17 protein-coding genes are annotated in these 21087 nt (G+C 67.7%); 14 read left to right on the plus strand and 3 right to left on the minus strand.

Translation table 11 applies throughout. From position 1 onward, the window contains the following. From AC0VYB_RS02060 to AC0VYB_RS02075, 4 genes are all read left to right on the plus strand, one after another. Entirely contained in the window at window positions 1–870 is an 870-nt protein-coding gene (locus AC0VYB_RS02060; protein ID WP_475384985.1) for an ABC transporter permease, read from the plus strand. Beyond that, window positions 857–2245, plus strand: a complete 1389-nt coding sequence (locus tag AC0VYB_RS02065; RefSeq protein ID WP_475384986.1) for an ABC transporter ATP-binding protein — start codon at window positions 857–859, stop codon at window positions 2243–2245. Before AC0VYB_RS02060 ends, AC0VYB_RS02065 begins: the two co-directional genes overlap by 14 nt. Then, window positions 2242–3111 (plus strand): DUF6270 domain-containing protein, encoded by an 870-nt coding sequence (locus AC0VYB_RS02070; RefSeq protein ID WP_475384987.1) that lies wholly within the window; start codon window positions 2242–2244, stop codon window positions 3109–3111. Before AC0VYB_RS02065 ends, AC0VYB_RS02070 begins: the two co-directional genes overlap by 4 nt. A gap of 232 nt (window positions 3112–3343) precedes the next feature. Beyond that, entirely contained in the window at window positions 3344–4780 is a 1437-nt protein-coding gene (locus tag AC0VYB_RS02075; RefSeq protein ID WP_475384988.1) for a hypothetical protein, read from the plus strand. Window positions 4781–4807: 27 nt separating this feature from the next. On the opposite strand, the gene AC0VYB_RS02080 is transcribed toward AC0VYB_RS02075, so the two are convergent. Both AC0VYB_RS02080 and AC0VYB_RS02085 read right to left on the minus strand, forming a co-directional pair. Beyond that, window positions 4808–5746 carry an LCP family protein gene (locus AC0VYB_RS02080; RefSeq protein WP_475384989.1) on the minus strand — a complete coding sequence of 313 codons (939 nt, stop codon included), beginning with the start codon at window positions 5744–5746 and terminating at the stop codon, window positions 4808–4810. A gap of 266 nt (window positions 5747–6012) precedes the next feature. Further along, the gene (locus AC0VYB_RS02085; protein ID WP_475384990.1) at window positions 6013–7380 is read right to left on the minus strand and encodes a cation:dicarboxylate symporter family transporter; all 1368 of its coding nucleotides are present in this window, start codon (window positions 7378–7380) and stop codon (window positions 6013–6015) included. Between the two features lie 140 nt (window positions 7381–7520). On the opposite strand from AC0VYB_RS02085, the gene AC0VYB_RS02090 reads away from it, so the two are divergent. Both AC0VYB_RS02090 and AC0VYB_RS02095 read left to right on the plus strand, forming a co-directional pair. Next, entirely contained in the window at window positions 7521–9257 is a 1737-nt protein-coding gene (locus AC0VYB_RS02090) for an ATP-binding protein (protein ID WP_475384991.1), read from the plus strand. Continuing rightward, on the plus strand, window positions 9247–9951 hold the full coding sequence (locus tag AC0VYB_RS02095) for a response regulator (RefSeq protein WP_259788330.1): 705 nt from the start codon (window positions 9247–9249) through the stop codon (window positions 9949–9951). Before AC0VYB_RS02090 ends, AC0VYB_RS02095 begins: the two co-directional genes overlap by 11 nt. Window positions 9952–10009: 58 nt before the next feature. On the opposite strand, the gene AC0VYB_RS02100 is transcribed toward AC0VYB_RS02095, so the two are convergent. Next, window positions 10010–11416, minus strand: a complete 1407-nt coding sequence (locus tag AC0VYB_RS02100; RefSeq protein ID WP_475384992.1) for an alpha,alpha-trehalose-phosphate synthase (UDP-forming) — start codon at window positions 11414–11416, stop codon at window positions 10010–10012. Window positions 11417–11785: 369 nt separating this feature from the next. On the opposite strand from AC0VYB_RS02100, the gene AC0VYB_RS02105 reads away from it, so the two are divergent. The 8 genes from AC0VYB_RS02105 (at window position 11786) to AC0VYB_RS02140 (ending at window position 20503) form a co-directional block, all read left to right on the plus strand. Beyond that, entirely contained in the window at window positions 11786–12058 is a 273-nt protein-coding gene (locus AC0VYB_RS02105) for a GlsB/YeaQ/YmgE family stress response membrane protein (protein WP_009380367.1), read from the plus strand. Window positions 12059–12247: 189 nt separating this feature from the next. Then, window positions 12248–12916: a TetR/AcrR family transcriptional regulator gene (locus AC0VYB_RS02110; protein ID WP_063249994.1), complete on the plus strand. Its 669-nt coding sequence runs from the start codon at window positions 12248–12250 to the stop codon at window positions 12914–12916. Between the two features lie 161 nt (window positions 12917–13077). Beyond that, the gene (locus tag AC0VYB_RS02115; RefSeq protein WP_101624430.1) at window positions 13078–14130 is read left to right on the plus strand and encodes an acyl-CoA dehydrogenase family protein; all 1053 of its coding nucleotides are present in this window, start codon (window positions 13078–13080) and stop codon (window positions 14128–14130) included. Continuing rightward, window positions 14127–15515 (plus strand): PIG-L family deacetylase, encoded by a 1389-nt coding sequence (locus tag AC0VYB_RS02120; protein WP_475384993.1) that lies wholly within the window; start codon window positions 14127–14129, stop codon window positions 15513–15515. The genes AC0VYB_RS02115 and AC0VYB_RS02120 overlap by 4 nt, the downstream gene beginning before the upstream one ends. Continuing rightward, window positions 15515–16276, plus strand: a complete 762-nt coding sequence (locus AC0VYB_RS02125; RefSeq protein ID WP_475384994.1) for a glycosyltransferase family 2 protein — start codon at window positions 15515–15517, stop codon at window positions 16274–16276. The genes AC0VYB_RS02120 and AC0VYB_RS02125 overlap by 1 nt, the downstream gene beginning before the upstream one ends. A gap of 202 nt (window positions 16277–16478) precedes the next feature. Beyond that, on the plus strand, window positions 16479–17927 hold the full coding sequence (locus tag AC0VYB_RS02130; RefSeq protein ID WP_475384995.1) for a hemolysin family protein: 1449 nt from the start codon (window positions 16479–16481) through the stop codon (window positions 17925–17927). Continuing rightward, complete coding sequence (locus AC0VYB_RS02135) at window positions 17924–18949, plus strand: CNNM domain-containing protein (RefSeq protein ID WP_101624432.1); 1026 nt, start codon at window positions 17924–17926, stop codon at window positions 18947–18949. The genes AC0VYB_RS02130 and AC0VYB_RS02135 overlap by 4 nt, the downstream gene beginning before the upstream one ends. A gap of 369 nt (window positions 18950–19318) precedes the next feature. Further along, window positions 19319–20503, plus strand: coding sequence for an NAD(P)-dependent malic enzyme (locus AC0VYB_RS02140; RefSeq protein ID WP_259801630.1), 1185 nt, complete (start codon window positions 19319–19321; stop codon window positions 20501–20503). Window positions 20504–21087 lie beyond the last annotated feature (584 nt).

Below are 21087 nucleotides of genomic sequence, written 5' to 3' on the forward strand. Positions count from 1 at the left end.
ATGAACCCGCTTGGCCTGATGTCGATTCCCTCGGTGTCCAGTGAGGGCCTCGTTCCTGTCGGCAAACGGACAAGTCTGCGAAGCTATCTGTCGAGCCTGTGGGAGCGACGGTTCTTCATCATCGCGGAATCCCGTGCAAAGGTCAGTGGTTCGACTCGGAAGAACATCCTCGGTTATGCCTGGCTTTTCATCAATCCATTGCTCTCCGTGCTCGCATTCTGGTTCATCTTCGGATTCATCCTCCAGTCCTCTCGAGGTATCGACAACTTCATCGGCTATCTCGTGATCGGTGTGTTCTTCTTCGGTTACACCGGCAAGTCCATGACTGGCGGCACCGGCGCCATCCGGGGTGGTGCGTCGATGATCAAAGGATTCCAGTTTCCCCGTGCAGCCTTGCCGATCTCGGTCGTCGTGCGCAACTTCCTCGACTTCATTCCGAGCCTGGCAGTGATGGCCGTTGTCCTCGCGGTTCTCCCGCCTGCAGAAGTGCTCACTTGGCGCATCTTGTTCCTTGTCCCTATCGTTGTCCTCCAGACGATGTTCAATGTCGGACTGGCATGCTTCTTGGCACGAGTCGGGCACAAGTTTCCCGACACCTCGAATCTCATGTCCATCATCAGTCGATTCTGGCTCTATGGCTCTGGCGTGTTCTTCTCCATCGAACAACGTCTTGCGGATCATCCAACTCTTCTGGCTGTTATGCAGGTCAATCCAATGCACTCGTTCCTCACTCTGGCCAGAGACTCGCTGCTCTACGGAGTTGCTTCGCCGACGTGGATGTGGGCATCCGCCATTCTCTGGTCTCTCGGACTTCTCATCGTGGGATTCCTATTCTTCTGGCGAGGGGAGGAGAACTATGGCCGACTCTAAATCTGCAGTCACCCCCGACCTGGCGGCGTCCGAACCGAATATCGTGGCAGAGAACGTGCAGGTACGATACACCGTGCCTACTAACGATCCTTCGAAGGGATCCAAAGGGATCAGGCGCGTTGCGAATGCCATCTCGGGACGCAACGGTACGACGACTGTGCGTGCACTGCGCGGAGTCAATCTCGTCGCTCGAGAAGGCGAGATGGTCGGAATCGTCGGGGCGAACGGGTCAGGCAAGTCAACGCTTCTGCGCAATATCGCTGGCGTTGAGCAGCCGGACCGAGGACGGGTCCTCGTGCGCTTTCAGCCGCTCCTGCTCGGCGTCAGCGCAGCTCTGCAGCCGTCACTCTCCGGAGGAGAGAATGTCCGCCTCGGCTGCTTGGCGATGGGTCTGACCCCGGATGAAGCTTCAGATGCCTATGACTACGTCGTCGATCTTTCTGCATTGGGATCGGCGATCCATCGTCCCATGGGCACATATTCATCCGGTATGGGGGCACGTCTGCGGTTTGCGATCGCGCTTGCTGCCAGGCCGAAGATCCTGCTCATCGACGAGGCGCTCTCGACGGGTGACGCGACATTCGCTGAGCGCAGCGAACGGGCGATGGACGAGCTCCTTGCCGAGGCGGGTACCGTCCTGCTCGTCAACCACGCAGCGAAGGTGATCCAGGAACTGTGCACCCGCGCCGTGTGGATGCACAAGGGCGAGATTCTCATGGACGGTCCAGCTGAGGCGGTCGCTGAGAAATACCGTTGGTGGGCGTGGAACGTCGCCAAGGGTGAAGAGGACATTGCCGACAAACTCCTTGCGGACGTGATGAGCAATGCGCGGCAGGAAGAGATCAACGTCCTCGAGCCGGAGCTGGTTCGGAATCCGATACCGCGCCATGCTGCGCGGCCGACAAAGAAGAAGGGTATTGCTGCGCGTCACGTGAGAAGGCGAGACGAACGACGTGAGGTCGAGGAAGAGTCGATACCCCAATTCGCGGCTGCTGAGCCTCACGCGTGGCCTGAGGAGATCACTGCACCCACCTCGACCGCGACGTTCCCTGTCCTGCCCAAACGGGCAACCGAGGCGGTCGGCTCACAGCACTGGAACGAAGAACCGCCGCCGCTGCGGCTCCACCCAGGTGACAAGAGAGTGATCCTCCGCGCGGCCGATCCCAACGACAGGGCATCGTCGGTGGCGGCTTCCGGTGACCTCACGGGTCAGCGTCTCGCTTCCAAGGTCCGCTTGATCGCGGATCAGCGGTACGCCGATCGGATGCGCAAACGACGGGCGTCGGGTGAAGCTCCACATGCCCCGGCAACAGGCATTGACGACTCTTCGGAGCCTCGACGTCGGTCTCACACCACAGAGGACGCTCGGCGGTGAACATCGCGATCTTCGGCTCGTGCGTCAGTCGCGACACGTGTGAGTTCATGACCGATGGGGCGGTTCGTGCGTACGTCGCTCGGCAGTCGGTGAGGAGTCTGCAGAACCCCCACGGAACGGCCGGTGTCGACCTGAGCGACCTGACATCACCGTTCCAGGAGCGGATGGTCGTCGGAGACCTCGAAGGCAATGGCGCTCGCCGCATCATCGAGATTGCCGACGACCTTGACGTCGTTCTCGTCGATCTTGTCGACGAGCGGCGTGGATATTGGCTCTACGAGGACGGTTCGTCCATGACCAACTCGATCGAGGTGGAACTCTCGGGGGCTGCGAGAGCCGCACGACGTGAAGGCGCGCGCTTGGTGGAATTCGGTACCGATGAGCATTTCTCAGCGTGGAGAGAAGGCTTCGAGTACCTCGTCGCTGAACTTCGTCGAGCAGGTCTCCTCGAGAAGACCGTGTTCGTCGACGTTGAGTGGGCCGCAGCGATCGAAGGGTCGCCACACCCGCGGGGAGATGTTGCGAGCGTACTCAGCCGTCATGGCCGGCGGTTGCGTCGAGGAGCACGAGAAGCCGGCCGCAGACTGTCCACCGGTGCTTCGGTGGCGGAGGCGTGGCGGCGCTTCTCCGAGATCAAACCGACTGAAGCCGAAGAGTTCGCCGATCGCGCTGCCGAAGCCAACGAGAAGTTCGTGCGCTACCGTGAAACCGCGCATTCTCTGCTAGGCAGGGGAATCGTTCGGTCGAGCAGTGAGGTGCGGATCAGCCGAGAGCACAAATGGGGTCCTCAGCCCTTCCACTACCGCGATGAGGACTACCGGTCACTGGTCGAAAGCATCCGCGAGCTCGTCGCCGACCGCAAGTGACGAACCAGCTTCGACCTGTCCTGTGCGTCCCCTACGATAGAGATCGACGGCTCATGCAGGCTGTCGGATGTCGATGCCGAAGAGTCTGCCGGGGTGGTGAAACGTGAAGCGAACTCTGCAGGTCGTTGGTGCGCTGGCGTCAGCGCTGGTGATCGTGGGATGCTCGTTCAACCCGGCGACGAGGGACTCCGCAACGGATTCGTCTCAGACGGCGCCCAGTCCTACACCGACGGTGTTTACCCAGAACCTCGGTTCCGGACCGCCCGGCGATGCCGGAACGATCGCCATCAGCGAAGACGCAGAGGGCGAGGACTTCGGCGCATCGAATATCGGCATCTCGTTCGAGGCGACCGACCTCGCCGATCCGCGACTCGACCCGGCGGCATCCAACCTCGACGATCTGCTCAGATCCCTCGGCAGCCCGGCGCTGCGATTCGGCGGCAACGGACTCGACCGACGGACGTTCTGGACATCGACAGGGGAGACCCCGCCGAAGCCCGAGCAGGTGGCGGTCACGCCTGACAACCTGAGGAACCTCAAGAAGCTCGTCGACGCCACCGGCTCGACCGTGACGATCGGCATTCCGCTCGGCACCTACGACCCCGAACGTGGTGCCGACATGGCGGTCAACGCCGTCGACATCCTCGGCGATTCCCTCGTGGGACTGGCGATCGGCAACGAACCCAACGGCTACACCGTCACAGACGTGCCCAACGGCGCCGTCCGCGGGGACGGCTGGAACCGCGGCGAATACGTCAAGCAGCTCGAAGCCTACGCCGACGCCATCCACGCGAAGCGCCCGGACGCCCCCATCATCGGCCCCGACGCCTACGACGGCGCCTGGATGGACGCCTTCGTCGGAGCTGATGTCGACAACACGACCGCCATCGCGCAGCACTGGTACCAACTCTACGAATGCGACTCCACGCAGGTGCCCGGCCGTGGCCCGCAGGCGGAGAACCTCGTTGCCCCGTCCGCGAAGGCAGCGGCGAAGGAGAACCTCGAGATCGGCCTGGCCAAGGCCGACGCCGCCGGCCTCCCGCTCTGGCTCGAGGAGACCGGCCCGACGAGCTGCGGCGGCACGAACGACACCTCCCTGACCAACGCGATGTCCCTCTGGGCCGCCGACTTCACCCTCTACGCCGCCTCCCTCGGCGTCGATCGCCTGGCCATGCACTCGATGCTCGGCGCCTGCAACGGCGGTGCCCCGATGTCGCTCGTCTGCGACCCCGCCGACCACGGCACCGCGTCGTCCACTCTCCAAGGCCGACCGCACTTCGCGGCGATGCGCCTCCTCGTCCCGAGCATCGGCGGCACCTTCACGAAGACGGGCATCGACGGCGGCGGAAACATGAGCGCCTACACCGTGACGAAGAACGACGGGAAGACGTTGGTGACGACGGTCATCAACGCCAACGACGCCGCTGACATCGGCGGCAACCCTGTCACGCTCGAGATCCCCGACGGCTTCTCCGTCGACCGGGCCTCCCAGATCTACGGACCCTCGAACGAAGCGACGAACGCCACCGAGGTCATCCCCGCGAACCCGCTGCCCGACAGTGTTCCCTACAGCGGGCCGACCCCGACAGCGAGCCCCACGGACGACAACGACCTGCGCATCGACCTCGCCGCGAGTTCAGCGACCGTGTTCATCATGAGTAGGGACTGACGCGGCTCGCACTCTCTCGGCTTCGCCTCAGTACCCGAGCGACGCGACGTAGCGGAGGAACTCCTTGAGGTCATGCCCGCCGAGCGCCTGCCGGAGAGCCGGTAGCGCCTCGGCGTCGAAGGACACTCGTACCGTGCCGTCCTCGAGGCGCTCCGAGGTCGCCGGCACCGTGACGGCGACGACGTCGTCCTGCGGGATCTGCCGGATGACATTGGCGAACTTCCCCAACTCGATCGTCGTCAGCCCACGATCGGTGCGGACCCCGGCTGACACCGCGCCCAGCACCGCGGTGAGCTTCGCCGGATCCTTCGCCAGCCCGCCCTGCCGCAGCGCCTGGACGAGGGCGCGCAGTAGCGCCCGCTGATTGCGGGTGCGCGTCTGCCCGGCATCGTCGACGACAGCCGCCGACGCGAACGTCACCGCGGCGGCGCCGTCGAGGGCGTTCGTCCCTTCGACGAACGACGTACCCCCAGCCACGAACGCGGTCCGACCGTAGACGGCGACGGGACCGATGACGTCGATGACGTTGCCGAGCGCCTCGGCGGAGAGCTCGACGACATGGTCGACGCGGACCCCGAAGACCTCCTCGGCGATGGCGACGAAGACCGGCCACCCGCCCTCGTCGACGAGGGAGGCGAGGCTGCGCCCGGATTCGATCTCGACGGACGGGTTGAGGGCGAGGAATCCTGCCGTGTCACCGGTCGCCGGCACATGGACGAGGGCGAAGAGGTCGTTGACGCTCGAGTCCGCCGTCGCGCCGGGTTCGACCGGAGCCGACCCGGACCCAGCCGGGGTGGTGACGCGCAGAGCGATCATCCGTGCGCCACTGGCCGAGGGGCGGATGTCGGCGGGCGGGAACGCCTGCTCGTCGGTGAGCTTGCGGGAGGAGTCGTCGAACGCCGCCCGGGCCTTGTTGATGTCGCCGAGCGACCCCAGGGCCGATGCCACCGTCTTGAGCTTGACCATCGCCGTTCCCCTCTCAGCGCCTCTCGATTCTCCGCGTCGGTGAACCCGACCCGGGAAGCCGACGGCAATCGACCCCGTGCGGACTCACACCTCAGTCGCCGACCACGGACGAGATCCAGGTGGAAGGGGAGGTGAGAGGCTCACTGACGCACCTCAAACTCTATCGCCACCGGCAGGACAAAGGGAGCGAACACGACGGGGCGGAGGCGCAATCGCGCCTCCGCCCCGTCGGATGGGCAACTGTTCAGTCCGCCGTCATCTCGCGCTCACGTCCGCGACAGCGTGGCCGGTGACCCGGACTCCGGTGCCTCCACCTCGGGCGACTCGACGGTGCCGCCGTGGTTCTCCGGGTCGAGGCTGAGCTCGTCGAAGGGACTCGACCCGTCGAGCGCCGCCCGCGCCTGGTTGAGATCGAGCTCCTTCGTCCACCGGCCGATGAGCAGGGTGGCGACGGCGTTGCCGGTGAAGTTCGTCAGCGCGCGGGCCTCGGACATGAACTTGTCGATGCCGACGATGACGCCCATGCCGTCAAGCAGCTCGGGCCGGTGCGCCTGGAGACCGGCGGCAAGGGTCGCGAGCCCGGCACCGGTGACACCGGCCGCACCCTTCGAGGCGATGATCATGAAGACGAGGAGCGAGATCTGCTGCCCAAGATCCATCGGCATGCCCATCGCACTCGAGACGAAGAGCGCGGCCATCGTCAGATAGATCGCAGTGCCGTCGAGGTTGAACGAGTACCCGGTGGGCACGGTGATGCCGACGACCGGCTTCGAGACCCCGGCATGCTCCATCTTCGCGAGCAAACGCGGCAGCGCCGACTCCGACGACGAGGTCGAGAAGATGAGCAGGTACTCGCGGGCGAGGTACTTCATGAGGAGGAAGATGTTGAGTCCGGTGACGATCTTGAGCAGACCGCCGAGGACGATGACGATGAAGAGCGCGCACGTGAGGTAGAAGGCGCCCATGAGCACGGCCATCGACCCGATCGCCGCCCACCCGGTGGCGCCGACGACCGCGGCGATGGCACCGAAGGCGCCAACGGGGGCTGCCCACATGATCATCATCATGAGCTTGAAGACGACGGCCTGGATGTGGCGGATGCCGGTGATCACCGGTTCGCCCGCCTGGCCCATCGACTGCAGGGCGAACCCGACGAGGAGGGCGAGGACGAGGGTCGGCAGCACCGGGATGTCCCCGGGGATGAGGCCGAGGAGGAAGACGACGGTCGCGTTCTCCTCCCCGCCGGCGGCATCCTCGTACGGCTTGAGCTGAAGCCCGGTGCCGGGGTGGATGATGTTGCCGACGACGAGGCCGATGATGAGCGCCAGGGTGGCCATGCAGAGGAAGTAGATCATCGCCAGACCCCCGACCTTGCCGACGGTCGCGGCCTTCGCGACCGATCCGACGCCGAGGACGATCGTGCAGAAGATGATCGGGGCGATGATCATCTTGATGAGCGCGATGAACGCCGTGCCCAGCGGCTTGAGCGCGATGCCGACCTCCGGGGCGATGAGGCCGATCGCGGCTCCCGAGACCACGGCGACGATGACCATGATGTAGAGCCAGTGGGTGCGGTCCCGCTTCTTCGCAGGAGTCTGCGCTGTGGGCGCGGGGGTCGTGTTCTCAGGCGGCATTGCCTTGTCTCCTCATTGAGTGATCGATGGGTTTTTCGCTCACCCAGAGTGGCAAGGGTCGTGACGCCTGTCACGGTTGCGTTCATAGTGTTCATGGCCGGGCGGGCGTGCGAAGCTTGTCTCGGTGGGAAGGAGAGACGATGGCGACATCACGCACGTCCGGGCGCCGGTCGGTGCCCTTGGCGCGGCGGCTCTTCGTCCTCCAGCTCGTCCTCATCGTCGCCGTGTGCGCGGTCCTCAGCGTCACCAGCTACCTCACCGCCCGTGACTCCGCGCGGGATGCGACCGCGGACCGGGTCCTCAGCATCGCCGAGACCCTGGCCAACGACCCCTTCGTCGCCGAGGCGGTGACCGGCCCCGACCCGTCCGCCCGGCTCCAGCCGTACGCGCAGACCGTCGTCGACACCGCCGACGTCGACTTCGTGACGATCATGGACCGCGACCGCACCCGCTACACCCACCCGGATCCCGACGAGATCGGCCGGCCCTACATCGGCAGCATCGACACCGCCCTGACCGGGCGGGCCGAGACCGAGGAGTACGTCGGCACCCTCGGTCCCTCGGTGCGGGCGATCGTCCCCATCGTCGACGACACCGGTGGAGTCACCGCGATGGTCGCCGTCGGCGTCACCCTCGAGACGATCTCGCTCACCCACGCCGCGGCGCTGCCGCAGATCCTCATCATCGCCGCCGTCGCCATCGCCCTCGGCGGGCTCGGCGCGTGGATCCTCAGCCGCTACCTCCGCCGTGTCACCCTCGGCTACGGGCCCGAGGAGCTCAAACGGCTCTTCGCGTTCTACGACTCCGCGCTCCATTCACTCCGTGAGGGCCTCATCCTCGTCGACGACCGCGGACAGCTCGTCCTCTACAACGATGAGGCCGCCGCCCTCCTCGACCTTCCCCGTCCCACCGACGATGAGCCGGTTCCCCTCGCCGAGGTGGCGCTGCCGACCTCGATCCGTGACCTCCTCGACTCCGGTCGGGTCGCCGTCGACGAAACCCACCTCACCGCCGATCGTGTCCTCGTCCTCAACCAGAAGCGGGCCACACAGCCTCACGATCGCGCTTCCCGGCAGGGGGAGGCTTCCGCGGCGAGCGGCACCGTCGTCACCCTGCGCGACCGCACGGACCTCACCGAACTCACCGGTGAGCTCGAGACGATGCGGACCCTCTCCGAGGCGCTGCGCGCGCAGACCCATGAGCACGCCAATCGCATGCACACCGTCTCGACGCTCATCGAACTCGGGCGCAGCGCCGAGGCGGTCGACTTCGCCGTCCGCGACGAACAGGAGTCCCAGCGGCTCACCGACACCTTCGTCGACTCCCTCGACGAACCCTTCATCACCGCGCTCATGGTCGGCAAGGCCGCCCAGGCCCACGAACGCGGCATCGAACTCACCGTCTCCGCGACCGGGGAGCTGCCGCCGGGCAGCCTCGACGCCCGCGATCTTGTCACGATCGCCGGCAACCTCATCGACAACGCCCTCGACGCCGCCGCGGACTCGGCGGAACGGCCCGTGTGGGCGGACTTCGTCGCCGCCGACGGCGAGCTCATCATCACCATCGCCGACTCCGGTGCCGGCATCGACGAGACGGAGATCGACGCGATGCTCCGCCTCGGCGCCACAGGCAAAGCCGAGGCCGCGCACCCCGGCGGGCGAGGGTTCGGCCTCGCGCTCGTCCGGCAGGCGGTCGCCCGCCTCGGCGGGCAGCTCACGGTCGAATCCGACGGAGGGGCGATCGTCACGGTGACGCTGCCGGTGACACGGGCCGACGATCCGGCGGCAGGGAACGACCGCCTCGGCGAGGGGGATGAGACGACGACGGAGACAGAGACAGTGACAGGGAAGGGGCGGGAGCGCACCGATGGCCGCTGAGGAGAACGACCTGCGGGTCCTCATCGTCGAGGACGACCCGATGACGGCAGAGGCCCACGCGGACTTCGTCCGGCGGGTCCCCGGCTTCACGGTGGCCGGGATCAGCCTCGGCGGGACTGCGGCACTCGAGCGCTTCGACGCGTTGACCGCAGAGGGCAGGCCGGTCGACCTCGTCCTCCTCGACATGAACCTCGTCGACGCCCACGGGCTGGAGGTGGCCAAGCGGATGACGAGTCGGAACACCGGGGTCGACATCATCGCGATCACCGCGGTGCGGCATCTGCCGGTGATCCGCTCGGCGATCGCGGTGGGGATCACGCAGTACCTCATCAAACCGTTCGCGTTCGCCGCGTTCCGGGAGAAGCTCGAGAACCAGCGAGCGTTCCGGCGGGGTCTGAGCGGGGGAGGCGAGCTCGCGACGCAGGAATCGGTCGACAGCGCGCTCAGCGCCCTTAGGTCGGTCGCCCCGGGGCGCCTGCCCAAGGGGCTCATCGAGGAGACGCTCGAGACGGTCTCGGCGGCGGTGCGGGAGGCACCGGCGCCGGTGTCGGCGACCGAGGTGGGGCGGGCGCTCGACCTCTCCCGGGTCACGGTCCGTCGCTACCTCGAACACCTCGTGACCACCCGGCAGGCGGTCAAGCAGCCCCGGCACGGCACCCCGGGCCGCCCCGAGTACGAGTACCGCTGGGCGTAGGGGCGCGCGGAGAGGACCGCGGCGGCAGGCCACCGTCGGCGCGTCACTGCCTGCCCCCTCACTGCAGGGCGCTCAGCCTCGGCAGGGCTCCGGGGGTCTCGTGGACCGCGGCCTCGAGGTCGTCGAGGAACCGGGTGGCCCACCGGCAGAGACTGTGATCTGCCACCGTCGTCGCCATCGCCTCGATGCGCGAGTGCGCGCTCGCCGCCTCCGTCGCCACCGCCTCGGCGATCGCGTCCTTGAGCGCATCGCGGTCGTGCGGGTTGACGATGAGGGCCTCGGTGAGCTCATCGGCGGCACCGGCGAACTCCGAGAGGACGAGCACCCCGCCGCGGCCGCGCCGGGCGGCGACATACTCCTTGGCGACGAGGTTCATCCCGTCGCGCAGCGAGGTCGCGAGCAGGACATCGGCGGTGAGGTACCACTTGACGACGTCGTCGAACGGGTACTCGCGGTGGAGGTAGTGGATGCTCGCCCCGCCGAGGCCGCCGAACTTCCCGTTGATTCGCCCCACCGTCCGTTCGACGTCGGCGCGCAGCTGACGGTAGGCCGGGATCGCCTCACGTGAGGGTACGGCGATCTGGACGAACCGTGTCGTCGCCGGGTCGAGGGTGCCGTCGTCGAAGAGCTCCTCGACGGCGAGCAGCCGCTCGAGGATCCCCTTCGTGTGGTCGAGTCGGTCGATGCCGAGGAGCACGGTCTCCGGATCGCCGAGCTCGGACCGGATCCGGGACGGTGCCCCGTCGCGCACGGCGCTCTTCGCGAGCGTGCCGATGTGCTCGGAGTCGACGGAGACCGGATAGGCGCCGACGATGGTGCCGTCCTCGCGCGGGTCGACGCCGAGGATGCGGGTGCACGCGGCGATGAAGTTCTCGACGTCGGCCTGCCGTTGGAAGCCGATGACGTCGGCGCCGAGGATGCCCGAGAGCACCTCGGTCCGCCATGGCAGCTGCGCGAAGAGCTCGACGGGCGGGAACGGGATGTGCGAGAAGTACCCGAGGCGCACATCGGAGCGCATCGAGCGGACGAGTCCGGGAACGAGCTGGAGCTGATAGTCATGGACCCACACGAGCGCATCGGGTGCCGCCGAGGCGGCGACCTCCTCGGCGAAGCGACGGTTGACCCGCTGGTGGGCCTCCCACCATGACCGCTTGAACTGCGGGGCGACGACATGGTCGTGATAGAGCGGCCAGACGGTGCTGTTGGCGAACCCTTCGTAATGGGATTCGACCTCGTCTGCGCTCAGCCGCACGGGGATGAGCGCCATGTCGGACTGCTGCTCGGGTTCGGTCTCGTCGTCGGCGACGCCGGACCAGCCGACCCACGCGCCGCCGTGGCGCTGGGCGACGGGGGAGAGGGCGGAGACGAGACCGCCGGGAGAGGACCGCCAGGCGTCGGCGGCCCGCTGGCAGGGCAGCCGGTTGGCGACGACAAGGAACCTGTGGCGCTGTGCTTGTGTGGACACGATGATCTCTCAGCGACGGCCGGACGGCTGCCGCGATTCTCGGGGCCGGGCGCACCGGGAGGCGCTGCCTGTTCGCGACGAGAATACCGCCCTCTACTTTACGTCGTAAAGCCGAAAAAATGAACCCTGGTCGACTTGCCGGTGAATCGCCTTCTCGCGGCGGTCTCATGGCTTTTGTTGGCATTGGGATCCCAGTGGGATTACAGTGTAAGAAAGTAGCGAGGCGGCTTGTCTCCGCGCTGATCTCCTGGCCCTGGAAACCAAGGCCAGGCCGCTGATCCGCGACTCCTGTGAGCACGAGCGACCGATACGGTCGCGGCGGACTCAGAGGCCCACCGGATCCCATTATGCAGTTGAAGGAAGTTACTTATGGGTTTCATCGCTTATCTCATTCTCGGCCTCATCGCCGGTGCCATCGCCAAGGCCATCCTGCCCGGTCGGCAGGGCGGCGGCTGGATCGCCACCCTCATCCTCGGCGTCATCGGCGCCCTGGTCGGTGGATGGCTCGGCGGGCTGATCTTCGGCGCTGAGATGAATGCGTTCTTCTCGCTCTCGACGTGGCTGTGCGCCATCGGCGGTTCGATCATCGTCCTCCTCATCTGGGGACTGATCACCGGTCGTTCGCGCGCGACCAACGCGTGAGTCGCTGACCTGTGAACACTTGGTCGCAGGTCATCTCGGCGGGCGCGTTCAGTGCACTAAACTGGGCAGTGAACGCGCCCGCCGCCGACGCCGGTCCGACGGTTCGGGCACGAACGAGGACCTCGCGACAGATCGCGGTCGGGGTGGCATCGGCCTCCCCGACCGGGATCAGTGATTCCAGGAGTAGTAATGGCCCGTCAGCGCTTGCGCCAAGAGGACATCGTCCGGGCGGCGATTGCCTTCATCGATGAGTTCGGTGTGCAATCGCTGTCCATGCGCCGACTGGGGATGTCGCTCGAGGTGGAGGCAATGGCCCTGTACAACTATGTCTCGGGACGCGAAGAGCTCGTCTCGCTGGCCGTCGATGAGCTCATCGACGATCTCTTCGACGACGAGCTGATGCAGGAGCAGCCCGCATCATGGGAGGCGTTTCTGCGGTTCGTCGCGAACGCAATGCGCGACCTCGCGCTCAGCCATCCGCGGATGTTCCCGCTCATGATCACCCAACCGCCGGAGGCGCCGTGGCTGCGCCCGCCGCTGCGCAGCGTGCGCTGGGTCGACTACTTCCTCTCCACGCTCCAGGACTACGGCTTCTCCGACGACCGTGTCGTCGACGCCTACAAGGCCTTCACGAGCTTCCTCCTCGGTCACCTCGTCCTCGAGGTCTCCGCGCTCGGCATCGACATCGCCTCCGAGATCGACGACGACGCCGACGGCGGGGAGAGCAGTGAGAGCCTCGGGAACTACCCGACGCTCAACCGCCTCCAGGACATGCTCGCCGAAGACCACTCCGACCGCGAGTTCGATGACGGCCTCGACGACCTCATCGAACGCATCCGCACGACCAAGGACTCGTGACCCGAGCCGCCCCCACCGAACGGACCACCGCGCCGACGTCGGCGCGGGCCGCCGACGGCAGCCAGGTGGCGCCGGCCTCACATCATGACGGTCAGGTCCTGACGGGTCCTCGACTGTCGACTTCGGAACCGCCCCACCGATCGAAGGGATGAGTCCCGCCCATGCACACACCGCTCGTCAGAGCCCTCACCGAACTCACCAAGCCTTGGTACCGGCCGGGCACCGATTCGCCCCATGAGGACGAATTCCTCAAACTCGTCACGAGCACCGCGCCACTGGCCACGCGACTCGCAGCACTCCAGGGGTTCTGGAACCTCACCGGCACCTCCTCGGCGCTCAAGCAGTGGGATGCGCTCACCGCGATCGCCTCCGCTGATGTCGCCGTCGCCCGCATGCTCGAACCCCACATCGACGCCCTCGGCATCCTCGCCGAGGCGGGACACCCCACCCCGGGGCCGGAGTCCTCATGGGGCGTCTTCGCCGCCGAGATCCCCGGCAGAGTCGTCACCGCGACCCCGGCGGCCGACGGCACGCTCGTCCTCCACGGGGAGAAGGCCTGGTGCTCGCTCGCGACCGAGCTCACCCACGCCATCGTCTCCGTCCGCCTCGGCGAGGCCCGACAGACCGTGGCCGTCGACCTCACCGGGCCCGGGGTCCACCCCGCCGAGGCGGACTGGCCGGCCCTCGGGCTCGCCGAGATCCCCAGCGGCCCCATCGTCTTCGACGGCGCGCGTGCCACCGCGGTCGGACCGCCTGAGTGGTACCTGCAGCGGCCCGGGTTCGCGTGGGGCGGCATCCGCGTCGCGGCGTGCTGGTTCGGCGGGGCGCTCGGGCTCGCCCGCAACGCAGCCCAGCGCCACTTCGGAAGGCCCCAGCCCTCACCCCTGGGGGCGATGACGCTGGGACAGATCGACACGGAGATCACGGCCGCCCGCACGGTCCTCGCCCACGCCGCGCAGCTCGCCGGCAGCGGCGACATCGACTCCCACGACGACTCGTGGACCCAGGCCCTGCGCGTGCGCAACCTCGTCTACCGCGCGTGCCAGCGCATCCAGGAGCTCAGCCGCGAACTCGCCGGTCCCGCAGCGCTCACCGGCGACCGAGAGTTCGCGAAGGCCGACGCCGACCTCACCGTCTACCTCAGCCAGCACCACGGCCCCCGCGACGAAGCCTCCCTCGGCGAGGCGATCGTCGCCGACGCGACACCACGATGACCTTCACCCACCTCGACGAGACGACCCCGGAGGACGCGTGGGCGGAGGCCGGGGTCGCCGAGCTGCCCCGGTTCGCGCCGGACACCCTGCCGGGCGGGTCCGTCGTCGTCCTCCTCGCCCACCCCGACGACGAGGCCCTCGGCTGTCCGGGACTGCTCACCCGCCTCGGTGCGGAGGGGCGCGACGTCGATGTCCTTCTGTGCACGGCTGGGGAGAACTCCCACCCGCAGTCCCCGACGCACACCCCCGAGCAGCTGCGGGAGATCCGCCTTGCCGAGTTCGACTCCGCCCTCACCGGGCTGGGAGGGTCGATCACGGCGCGGTTCCTCGACCTCGGCGACGGTGGGCTTCCGGCCCGGTATGAGGAGATCCTCGCGGAGGTGGACGCCGCCGTCTCCGCCCTGCCCGCCCCGGTGACGATCGTCGCTCCGTACAGCCGTGACGGCCACGGCGACCACGAGACCCTCGGGCGGGCGGCCCTCGAGGTCGGCCGGCGGCGGTCGGCGACGGTGCTCGAGTTCCCCATCTGGTACTGGCATTGGGCCGACCCCACCGACCGTGCGTGGCGGGAGTGGGCGTTCCTCCCCGATCCCGCCGGCCTCGACCGGCAGGGACTGTGGGCGCACTATCCCTCGCAGATCCGACCGCTGTCGGACCGGCCCGGAGACGAGGCGATCCTCCCGGCAGAGTTCCTCGCGCACTTCGCCCGCGGCGGGGACACGTTCGCCGTCACCCGCTTCGGATCTGCCGACGACCACACCGGAACCGGTCAGGTGCGGGAGACGAACGATGCCCGCACCGCCGAGGCGGTCTTCGATCGCGTGCACACCGAACGACCCGACCCGTGGGAGGTGCGCACCTCGGCCTACGAGATCGCCAAACGCCGCGCCCTCATCGCTGCCCTGCCGGAGGGACGGTTCGACCACATCCTCGAGATCGGCTGCTCGATCGGCGAGCTCAGCCGTGCCCTCGCCGAGGTCGCCGACCACGTCACCGCGGTCGACGCGAGTTCCGCAGCGCTCGCCGAGGCGCGTCGCCGGCATTCCGGGCACGGCATCGACTTCGTCCACGGCACCCTGCCCGACGATTGGCCGGCAGGCCGCTTCGACGCCGTTGTCCTCGCCGAGACCGGCTACTACCTCACACCCGTGCAGCTCGAGCAGACCCTCGACCAGATCGCGGAGTCGACCCGCGACGACTTCATTCTCGTCCTCTGCCACTGGACCGGGGAGATCGAGGACTGGCCGCTCGACGCCGCGCAGGTCCACGCCATCTGCCTCGGCCGCTGGCCGGATGCCCTTCGTCTCCACCACGATGTCGGCGACTACCGGCTCGACGTCCTCCACGTCTCCCGCACGGTGCGCGTCGGAGGGGAGGAGGCGTGATGATCGACCACGTCGCCGTCGTCGTGCCCGCCCACAACGAGGAAGCGGAGATCCTCGGCTGCCTCACCGCGCTCTTCGCCGCCGTCGAGGCCGCGAGCCCCCTGTCCTCGGTGCAGATCATCGCCGTCGCCGACAGATGCGCCGACGGCACCGCCGGCCTCATCGAGCGCTTCGCCGCCAGGCACCCCGTCGTCACTCCTATGACCGTGCCCTTCGGCAACGTCGGCCGCGCCCGCGACGCCGGGGCACAGGCGGCACTCGATGCGATCGCCGCGGTCGATGCCGACGAGGCTGTGCTCGAGCGCACGTGGCTCGTCTTCACCGACGCGGACACCCGGGTGCCCGAGAACTGGATCACCGCGCACCTCGACCATGCCGGACAGGGCGCGGACTGTGTCGTCGGCACCGTCGAACCCCGGGCCGACGTCGGCAACGACGACCTCATCGAGGCATGGTTCGCCGCGCACCACCTCGGCGAGGGACACAACCACGTGTTCGGAGCGAACCTCGGGATCCGGGGCTCGCACTTCGTGCGGATCGGCGGATGTCCGCCGTTGCGCCTCGGCGAGGACGTTGCGATGGTCCACGCCGTGACCGCGGTCGGGGGCACCGTCCGGCGGACCGACGACTGCCGGGTCGTCACCTCGGCGCGGATGCTCGGTCGCTGTCACGGAGGATTCAGCACCTACCTGCGGGAGCTCGCCGACGAGACGGACGGCCGCCTCGGCGACATCGATGCTGAGAAGTCCCACGCAGGATGATGTGAGAATCCTGTCGCGTCAGGGGAACTTGGTACGCTGGGGAGAGTTGACTTTTCAAGAACTGAAATGGAGTGAAGCCGCACGTGGGAACCACCGCGGATATGGGGTCGTCGTCCGACGACCCCGGCGACTGTTGGATCTGTGAACTGAGCGCGCATCGTCGCGCCTCTGATCGGCCGGCCGGGGCGGGGGTGAGCGCCCCATGGGCTCCGAACTCCTGATGTTGGCGATCGGCTGCGTCCTCGTCCTCATCATCATCGCCGCGAACGGGTACTTCGTCGCCCAGGAGTTCGCGTACATGTCCGTCGACCGCTCGCGGCTCGCAGCCCGCGCGGAGACCGGGGACCCCGCCGCCAAGCGGGCGCTCGCCGTCACCAAACGCACATCATTCATGCTCTCCGGCGCGCAGCTGGGCATCACCGTCACCGGTCTGCTCGTCGGCTACGTCGCCGAACCGATGATCGGCCAGTCCCTCGGCGCGCTCCTCGGGGGACTCGACATCCCGCCGGCGGTCACCGTCGCCGTGACGACCGTCGGCGTGCTCCTCGTCGCGACGATCGTGCAGATGGTCTTCGGCGAGCTCTACCCGAAGAACCTTGCGATCGCCGCCCCCGAGACCCTCGCGCTCGCCCTCGCCCGGTCGACGCAGATCTACCTCGCCGTCTTCGGCTGGCTCATCGCGATCTTCGACGTCGCCGCGAACCTCTTCCTCAGGCTGCTGCGCGTCGAACCCGTCCACGACGTCGACCCGAGCGTGTCCGCCGACGAACTCCGCCGCGTCATCGAGGAGTCCCGGCAGACCGGCGACCTGCCCGCAGACCTCTCCCTCCTCATCGACCGAGTGCTCGAGTTCCCCGACGCCGACGTCGAACACGCGATGATCCCCGGCTCCCGTGTGGCCACTGTCGACCACGAGGTCACCCTCGGGAAGCTGCGCGAGCTCATGGCCCATGCGCACAGCCGCTACCCGGTCCTCGACGAGACCGAGGCGCCGGTCGGCGTCGTCGAACTCGTCGACCTCCTGCGGACGCGTGAGCCGATGGACGCTCCGGTGACGACGATCATGCGTCCGCCCGTCGTCGTCCCCACTCTCATGGCTCTGCCCGATGCGCTCGCGGAGATGAACCGCGGCGATTCGCAGCTCGCCTGCGTCATCGACGAGTACGGCGACCTCGCCGGCATCCTCACGACCGAGGACGTCGCCGAGGAGCTCGTCGGCGAGATCACCGACGAACACGACGAGGAGAGCCCCACCGCGATGGTCGAAGAGGCCCCGCGGACCTGGATGGCCGACGGAGGCATGCCGCTCGACGAGGTGCGCCGCATCGTCGGCTACGACCTGCCCGAGGGCGACTTCGAGACCCTCGCGGGGCTCGTCATCGCCACGAGCGGCGGGTTCCCCGAGGCGGGCGACCGGGTCACCGTGCCCGTCCTCGCCGAGGCGTCCGACCTCCTCGCCGACGACCCCGTCGAACGCGAGCTCGACGTCGAAGTGCTCACCGTCGACCGGCACGTGCCCGGGCAGATGCGGGTGACGCTCATCGAGACCACCGCCGATGACTCGGCCGCCGACGATTCGGCCGCCGACGACCCTGTTGCGGATGGCCGCGACACGGGTGAGTCCGCCGCTGAGGAAGGGAGGGACCGATGACCGACGCACCGCTCTTCGTCATCGTCGGCACGATCGCACTCATCGTGCTCAGCGCGTTCTTCGTCATCATCGAGTTCTCCCTGCTCGCCGCCCGCCGGCACCGACTCGAGGAGCAGGCGTCGACGTCGGCGCCTGCGCGGGCGGCGCTGCGGGGAATGAATGAGCTGACGATCATGCTCGCCGTCGCCCAGTTCGGCATCACGATCTGCACCTTCGCCCTCGGTGCGATCACGAAGCCTGCCGTCGACGCGTGGTTGGCTCCGCTCTTCACCGCGGTGGGCGCGCCGTTCTGGCTCGCCGACTCGGCCGCCTTCGTCCTCTCCCTCCTCTTCGTCACGTTCCTCCACCTCGTCATCGGTGAGATGGCGCCGAAGTCGTGGGCCATCGCCCACCCCGAGCTCGCGGCGACGATCATCGCCCTGCCGGCCCGAGCCCTCGCGTGGCTGCTGCGGCCTCTGCTCGTCTGGGTCAACAGCGTCGCCAACAGGCTCGTGGCCGCAAGCGGATACACACCCGCGGAATCGCGGGCGCTCGGCGGGCAGGACATCGATACGATCCGGCAGCTCGTCGAGCATTCGGCGGCCGCCGGCGAACTCGACGACGCCTACCGCGACCAGCTCACCCACGTCTTCGAACTCCAGAGGATGAGCGTGGGCAGCCTGCTGCCCGGCGGGACGCGTGCCCTGACCTCGGTGCCGGAGACGGCGACGGCCGGGCAGGTGCGCGACCTCGCGGCGGAGTCCGGGCACATGCGCATCCTCGTCGAGCGCGCGGGGAAGGCACCGGGGGTCGTCCACGTCCGCGACGTGCTCCTCCTGCCCGCCGACCACGGGATCGAGGAGTTCACCCGCGACTGCCTCGTCCTCGACGCGGAACTGCCGGTCCACGAGGCGCTCACCCTCATGCGCGACGAGGCCGAGCAGCTCGCCGTCGTCACCCGTGACGAGCGCATCGTCGGGGCGGTGACGATGGCCGACATGCTCCGGCGGATCCTGCCCGACGGGTCGAGTATCACGCTCTGAGTCCGGGCCGGACTTCCTGGAGCGAGCCGCGCGGAGAGTTGGCGTCAGCCGCGCGGAGAGCACGGGTGCGGGCGGAGCGGACCGGCCGCCTCGGCGGGGTGAGCTGGGACACCTCCGTGTCCGATCCATGGGTTATGCTGGCACGACGACCGACCCAGGAGGTCCGGGCCCGCCTCAGGCGGGCCGGTCGTGGAGCGCGCGATCGTCCGACCCGCACCCCGGTCGGCAGGGTGCGCGCGGCGTCACCGGCCACCCTGCGGCGACTGCGACTGTGCCAGCGTCCGACCGGCTCACCGGTCCGACCTGCGATTTGAGACCACGACGACGGCCGCCGAGGCGGGCCGTCCCCACTGACGATGAGGATCATCGATGACGACACCGACCGCTGGCGACAAGGGACAGACTCCGGCAGCTGCCATCACCGAAGACGAGATCTTCGCAGGACACCACCACGGCAAGCTCGCCGTCGAACTCACCCGTCCGCTCGAGACCCAGCGCGATCTCTCGATCGCCTACACCCCGGGCGTCGCCAAGGTCTGCACTGCGATCGCCGAGGAACCGGAGCGGGCGAAGGACCTGACGTGGACCGGCCGCCTCGTCGCTGTCATCTCCGACGGCTCGGCGGTGCTCGGTCTCGGGGACATCGGCGCGACCGCCTCGCTGCCGGTGATGGAGGGCAAGTGTACGCTGTTCAAGCGCTTCGCCGGTCTCAACGCGATCCCCATCGTCATCGACACCAACGACGCCGACGAGATCGTCGACACGATTGTGCGGATCTCCCCGACCTTTGGGGCGATCAACCTCGAGGACATCTCCGCACCCCGCTGCTTCGAGATCGAGGACCGGGTCAAGGCCGCCCTCGACATTCCGGTCATGCACGATGACCAGCACGGCACCGCCATCGTCGTCCTCGCGGCGCTGATGAACGCAGCGAAGGTCGTCGGCAAGGACATCTCCGACCTCAAGGTTGTCATCTCCGGCTCGGGGGCCGCAGGCGTCGCAGTGACGAAGATCCTCCACGAGGCCGGTGTCTCCGACATCGTCGTCCTCGACTCGAAAGGCATCGTCGAATCCGGGCGTGACGACCTCACCCCGACGAAGCAGGCGATCTCCGACAACTCGAACCCGCGCGGCATCAGCGGGGGAGTGGGCACTGCGCTCGACGGAGCCGACGTGTTCATCGGACTGTCCTCGGGCACGGTCGATCCCGAGCTGCTGGCCCACATGGCCGACGACGCGATCATCTTCGCGCTGTCGAACCCCAATCCCGAGGTCGCCCCCGACGTCGCCGCGCAGTACGCGACGGTCGTCGCCACCGGACGCAGCGACTTCCCCAACCAGATCAACAACGTCCTCGCGTTCCCCGGAGTCTTCCGCGGCGCGCTCGACGCCGACGCCACGTACATCACCGAGGAGATGAAGCTCGCCGCTGCCAGTGCGATCGCAGCGCTCGTCGGCGACGACCTCGCGCCGGACTACATCGTCCCCGGAGCTCTCGACGAGCGGGTGGCCCCCGCAGTCGCCGCCGCGGTCGAGGCGGTCGCGCGCGGGTGATCGAGGGATGACTGCACATGACTGATCAGTGACCGGAAACGGTCAGCGGCCCCGGGAGGACTCCCGGGGCCGCTTTTTGTTGAACAATCGAGGCGCGAATTGTGGAACGAAAACAGGAAGATGTCTTGACGCGCCGGCGTTCGAGTGCGGCGTCGGGAGCGCGCGGTGCCGGGCGTCCGAGTCTGTGCCCAGGTCTGATGTCCGCGGTGCGAGGGTGAGAGGCGACCCTCGGCAGGAGTTCTTGACGTCGATGAACGGTCGAGGCCCTGGTATGACACGCCGAAACGGCTTCGTGGTTCTCGCAGTCTATTCGGTGGCGTGGGAAGCGGTCTTGCCCGTGAGATCTCAGCGTTCGCACAGGGGAGCCGTACCGTGAGCGGAGGGCAATCAGCCAGGCGAATCACAGGGAATCTTGTGAAAGTTATGAATTCGTGACCGAAATCATGGGTTCCCATAGTAGATTGATCGTTGAACTTGCAACGAGAGCCTGCCGTGTCTCCAGCTCGGTGAACCCTACATCCCCGACATCCCCCATATCCGGCTCTCAGTGATCCTCCAGCCCGCACTGACCGGCTGGGCATCCG

Source organism: Brevibacterium sp. Z349TD_9 (genome assembly GCF_056173565.1).

What these genes read in the sequence shown, in the direction of transcription:
- AC0VYB_RS02060 (WP_475384985.1), top strand. Translation starts at nt 1, where the DNA reads ATGAACCCGCTTGGCCTGATGTCGATTCCCTCGGTGTCCAGTGAGGGC.
- AC0VYB_RS02065 (WP_475384986.1), top strand. Translation starts at nt 857, where the DNA reads ATGGCCGACTCTAAATCTGCAGTCACCCCCGACCTGGCGGCGTCCGAA.
- AC0VYB_RS02080 (WP_475384989.1), bottom strand. Translation starts at nt 5,746, where the DNA reads ATGGTCAAGCTCAAGACGGTGGCATCGGCCCTGGGGTCGCTCGGCGAC.
- AC0VYB_RS02085 (WP_475384990.1), bottom strand. Translation starts at nt 7,380, where the DNA reads ATGCCGCCTGAGAACACGACCCCCGCGCCCACAGCGCAGACTCCTGCG.
- AC0VYB_RS02090 (WP_475384991.1), top strand. Translation starts at nt 7,521, where the DNA reads ATGGCGACATCACGCACGTCCGGGCGCCGGTCGGTGCCCTTGGCGCGG.
- AC0VYB_RS02095 (WP_259788330.1), top strand. Translation starts at nt 9,247, where the DNA reads ATGGCCGCTGAGGAGAACGACCTGCGGGTCCTCATCGTCGAGGACGAC.
- AC0VYB_RS02105 (WP_009380367.1), top strand. Translation starts at nt 11,786, where the DNA reads ATGGGTTTCATCGCTTATCTCATTCTCGGCCTCATCGCCGGTGCCATC.
- AC0VYB_RS02110 (WP_063249994.1), top strand. Translation starts at nt 12,248, where the DNA reads ATGGCCCGTCAGCGCTTGCGCCAAGAGGACATCGTCCGGGCGGCGATT.
- AC0VYB_RS02115 (WP_101624430.1), top strand. Translation starts at nt 13,078, where the DNA reads ATGCACACACCGCTCGTCAGAGCCCTCACCGAACTCACCAAGCCTTGG.
- AC0VYB_RS02120 (WP_475384993.1), top strand. Translation starts at nt 14,127, where the DNA reads ATGACCTTCACCCACCTCGACGAGACGACCCCGGAGGACGCGTGGGCG.
- AC0VYB_RS02125 (WP_475384994.1), top strand. Translation starts at nt 15,515, where the DNA reads ATGATCGACCACGTCGCCGTCGTCGTGCCCGCCCACAACGAGGAAGCG.
- AC0VYB_RS02130 (WP_475384995.1), top strand. Translation starts at nt 16,479, where the DNA reads ATGGGCTCCGAACTCCTGATGTTGGCGATCGGCTGCGTCCTCGTCCTC.
- AC0VYB_RS02135 (WP_101624432.1), top strand. Translation starts at nt 17,924, where the DNA reads ATGACCGACGCACCGCTCTTCGTCATCGTCGGCACGATCGCACTCATC.
- AC0VYB_RS02140 (WP_259801630.1), top strand. Translation starts at nt 19,319, where the DNA reads ATGACGACACCGACCGCTGGCGACAAGGGACAGACTCCGGCAGCTGCC.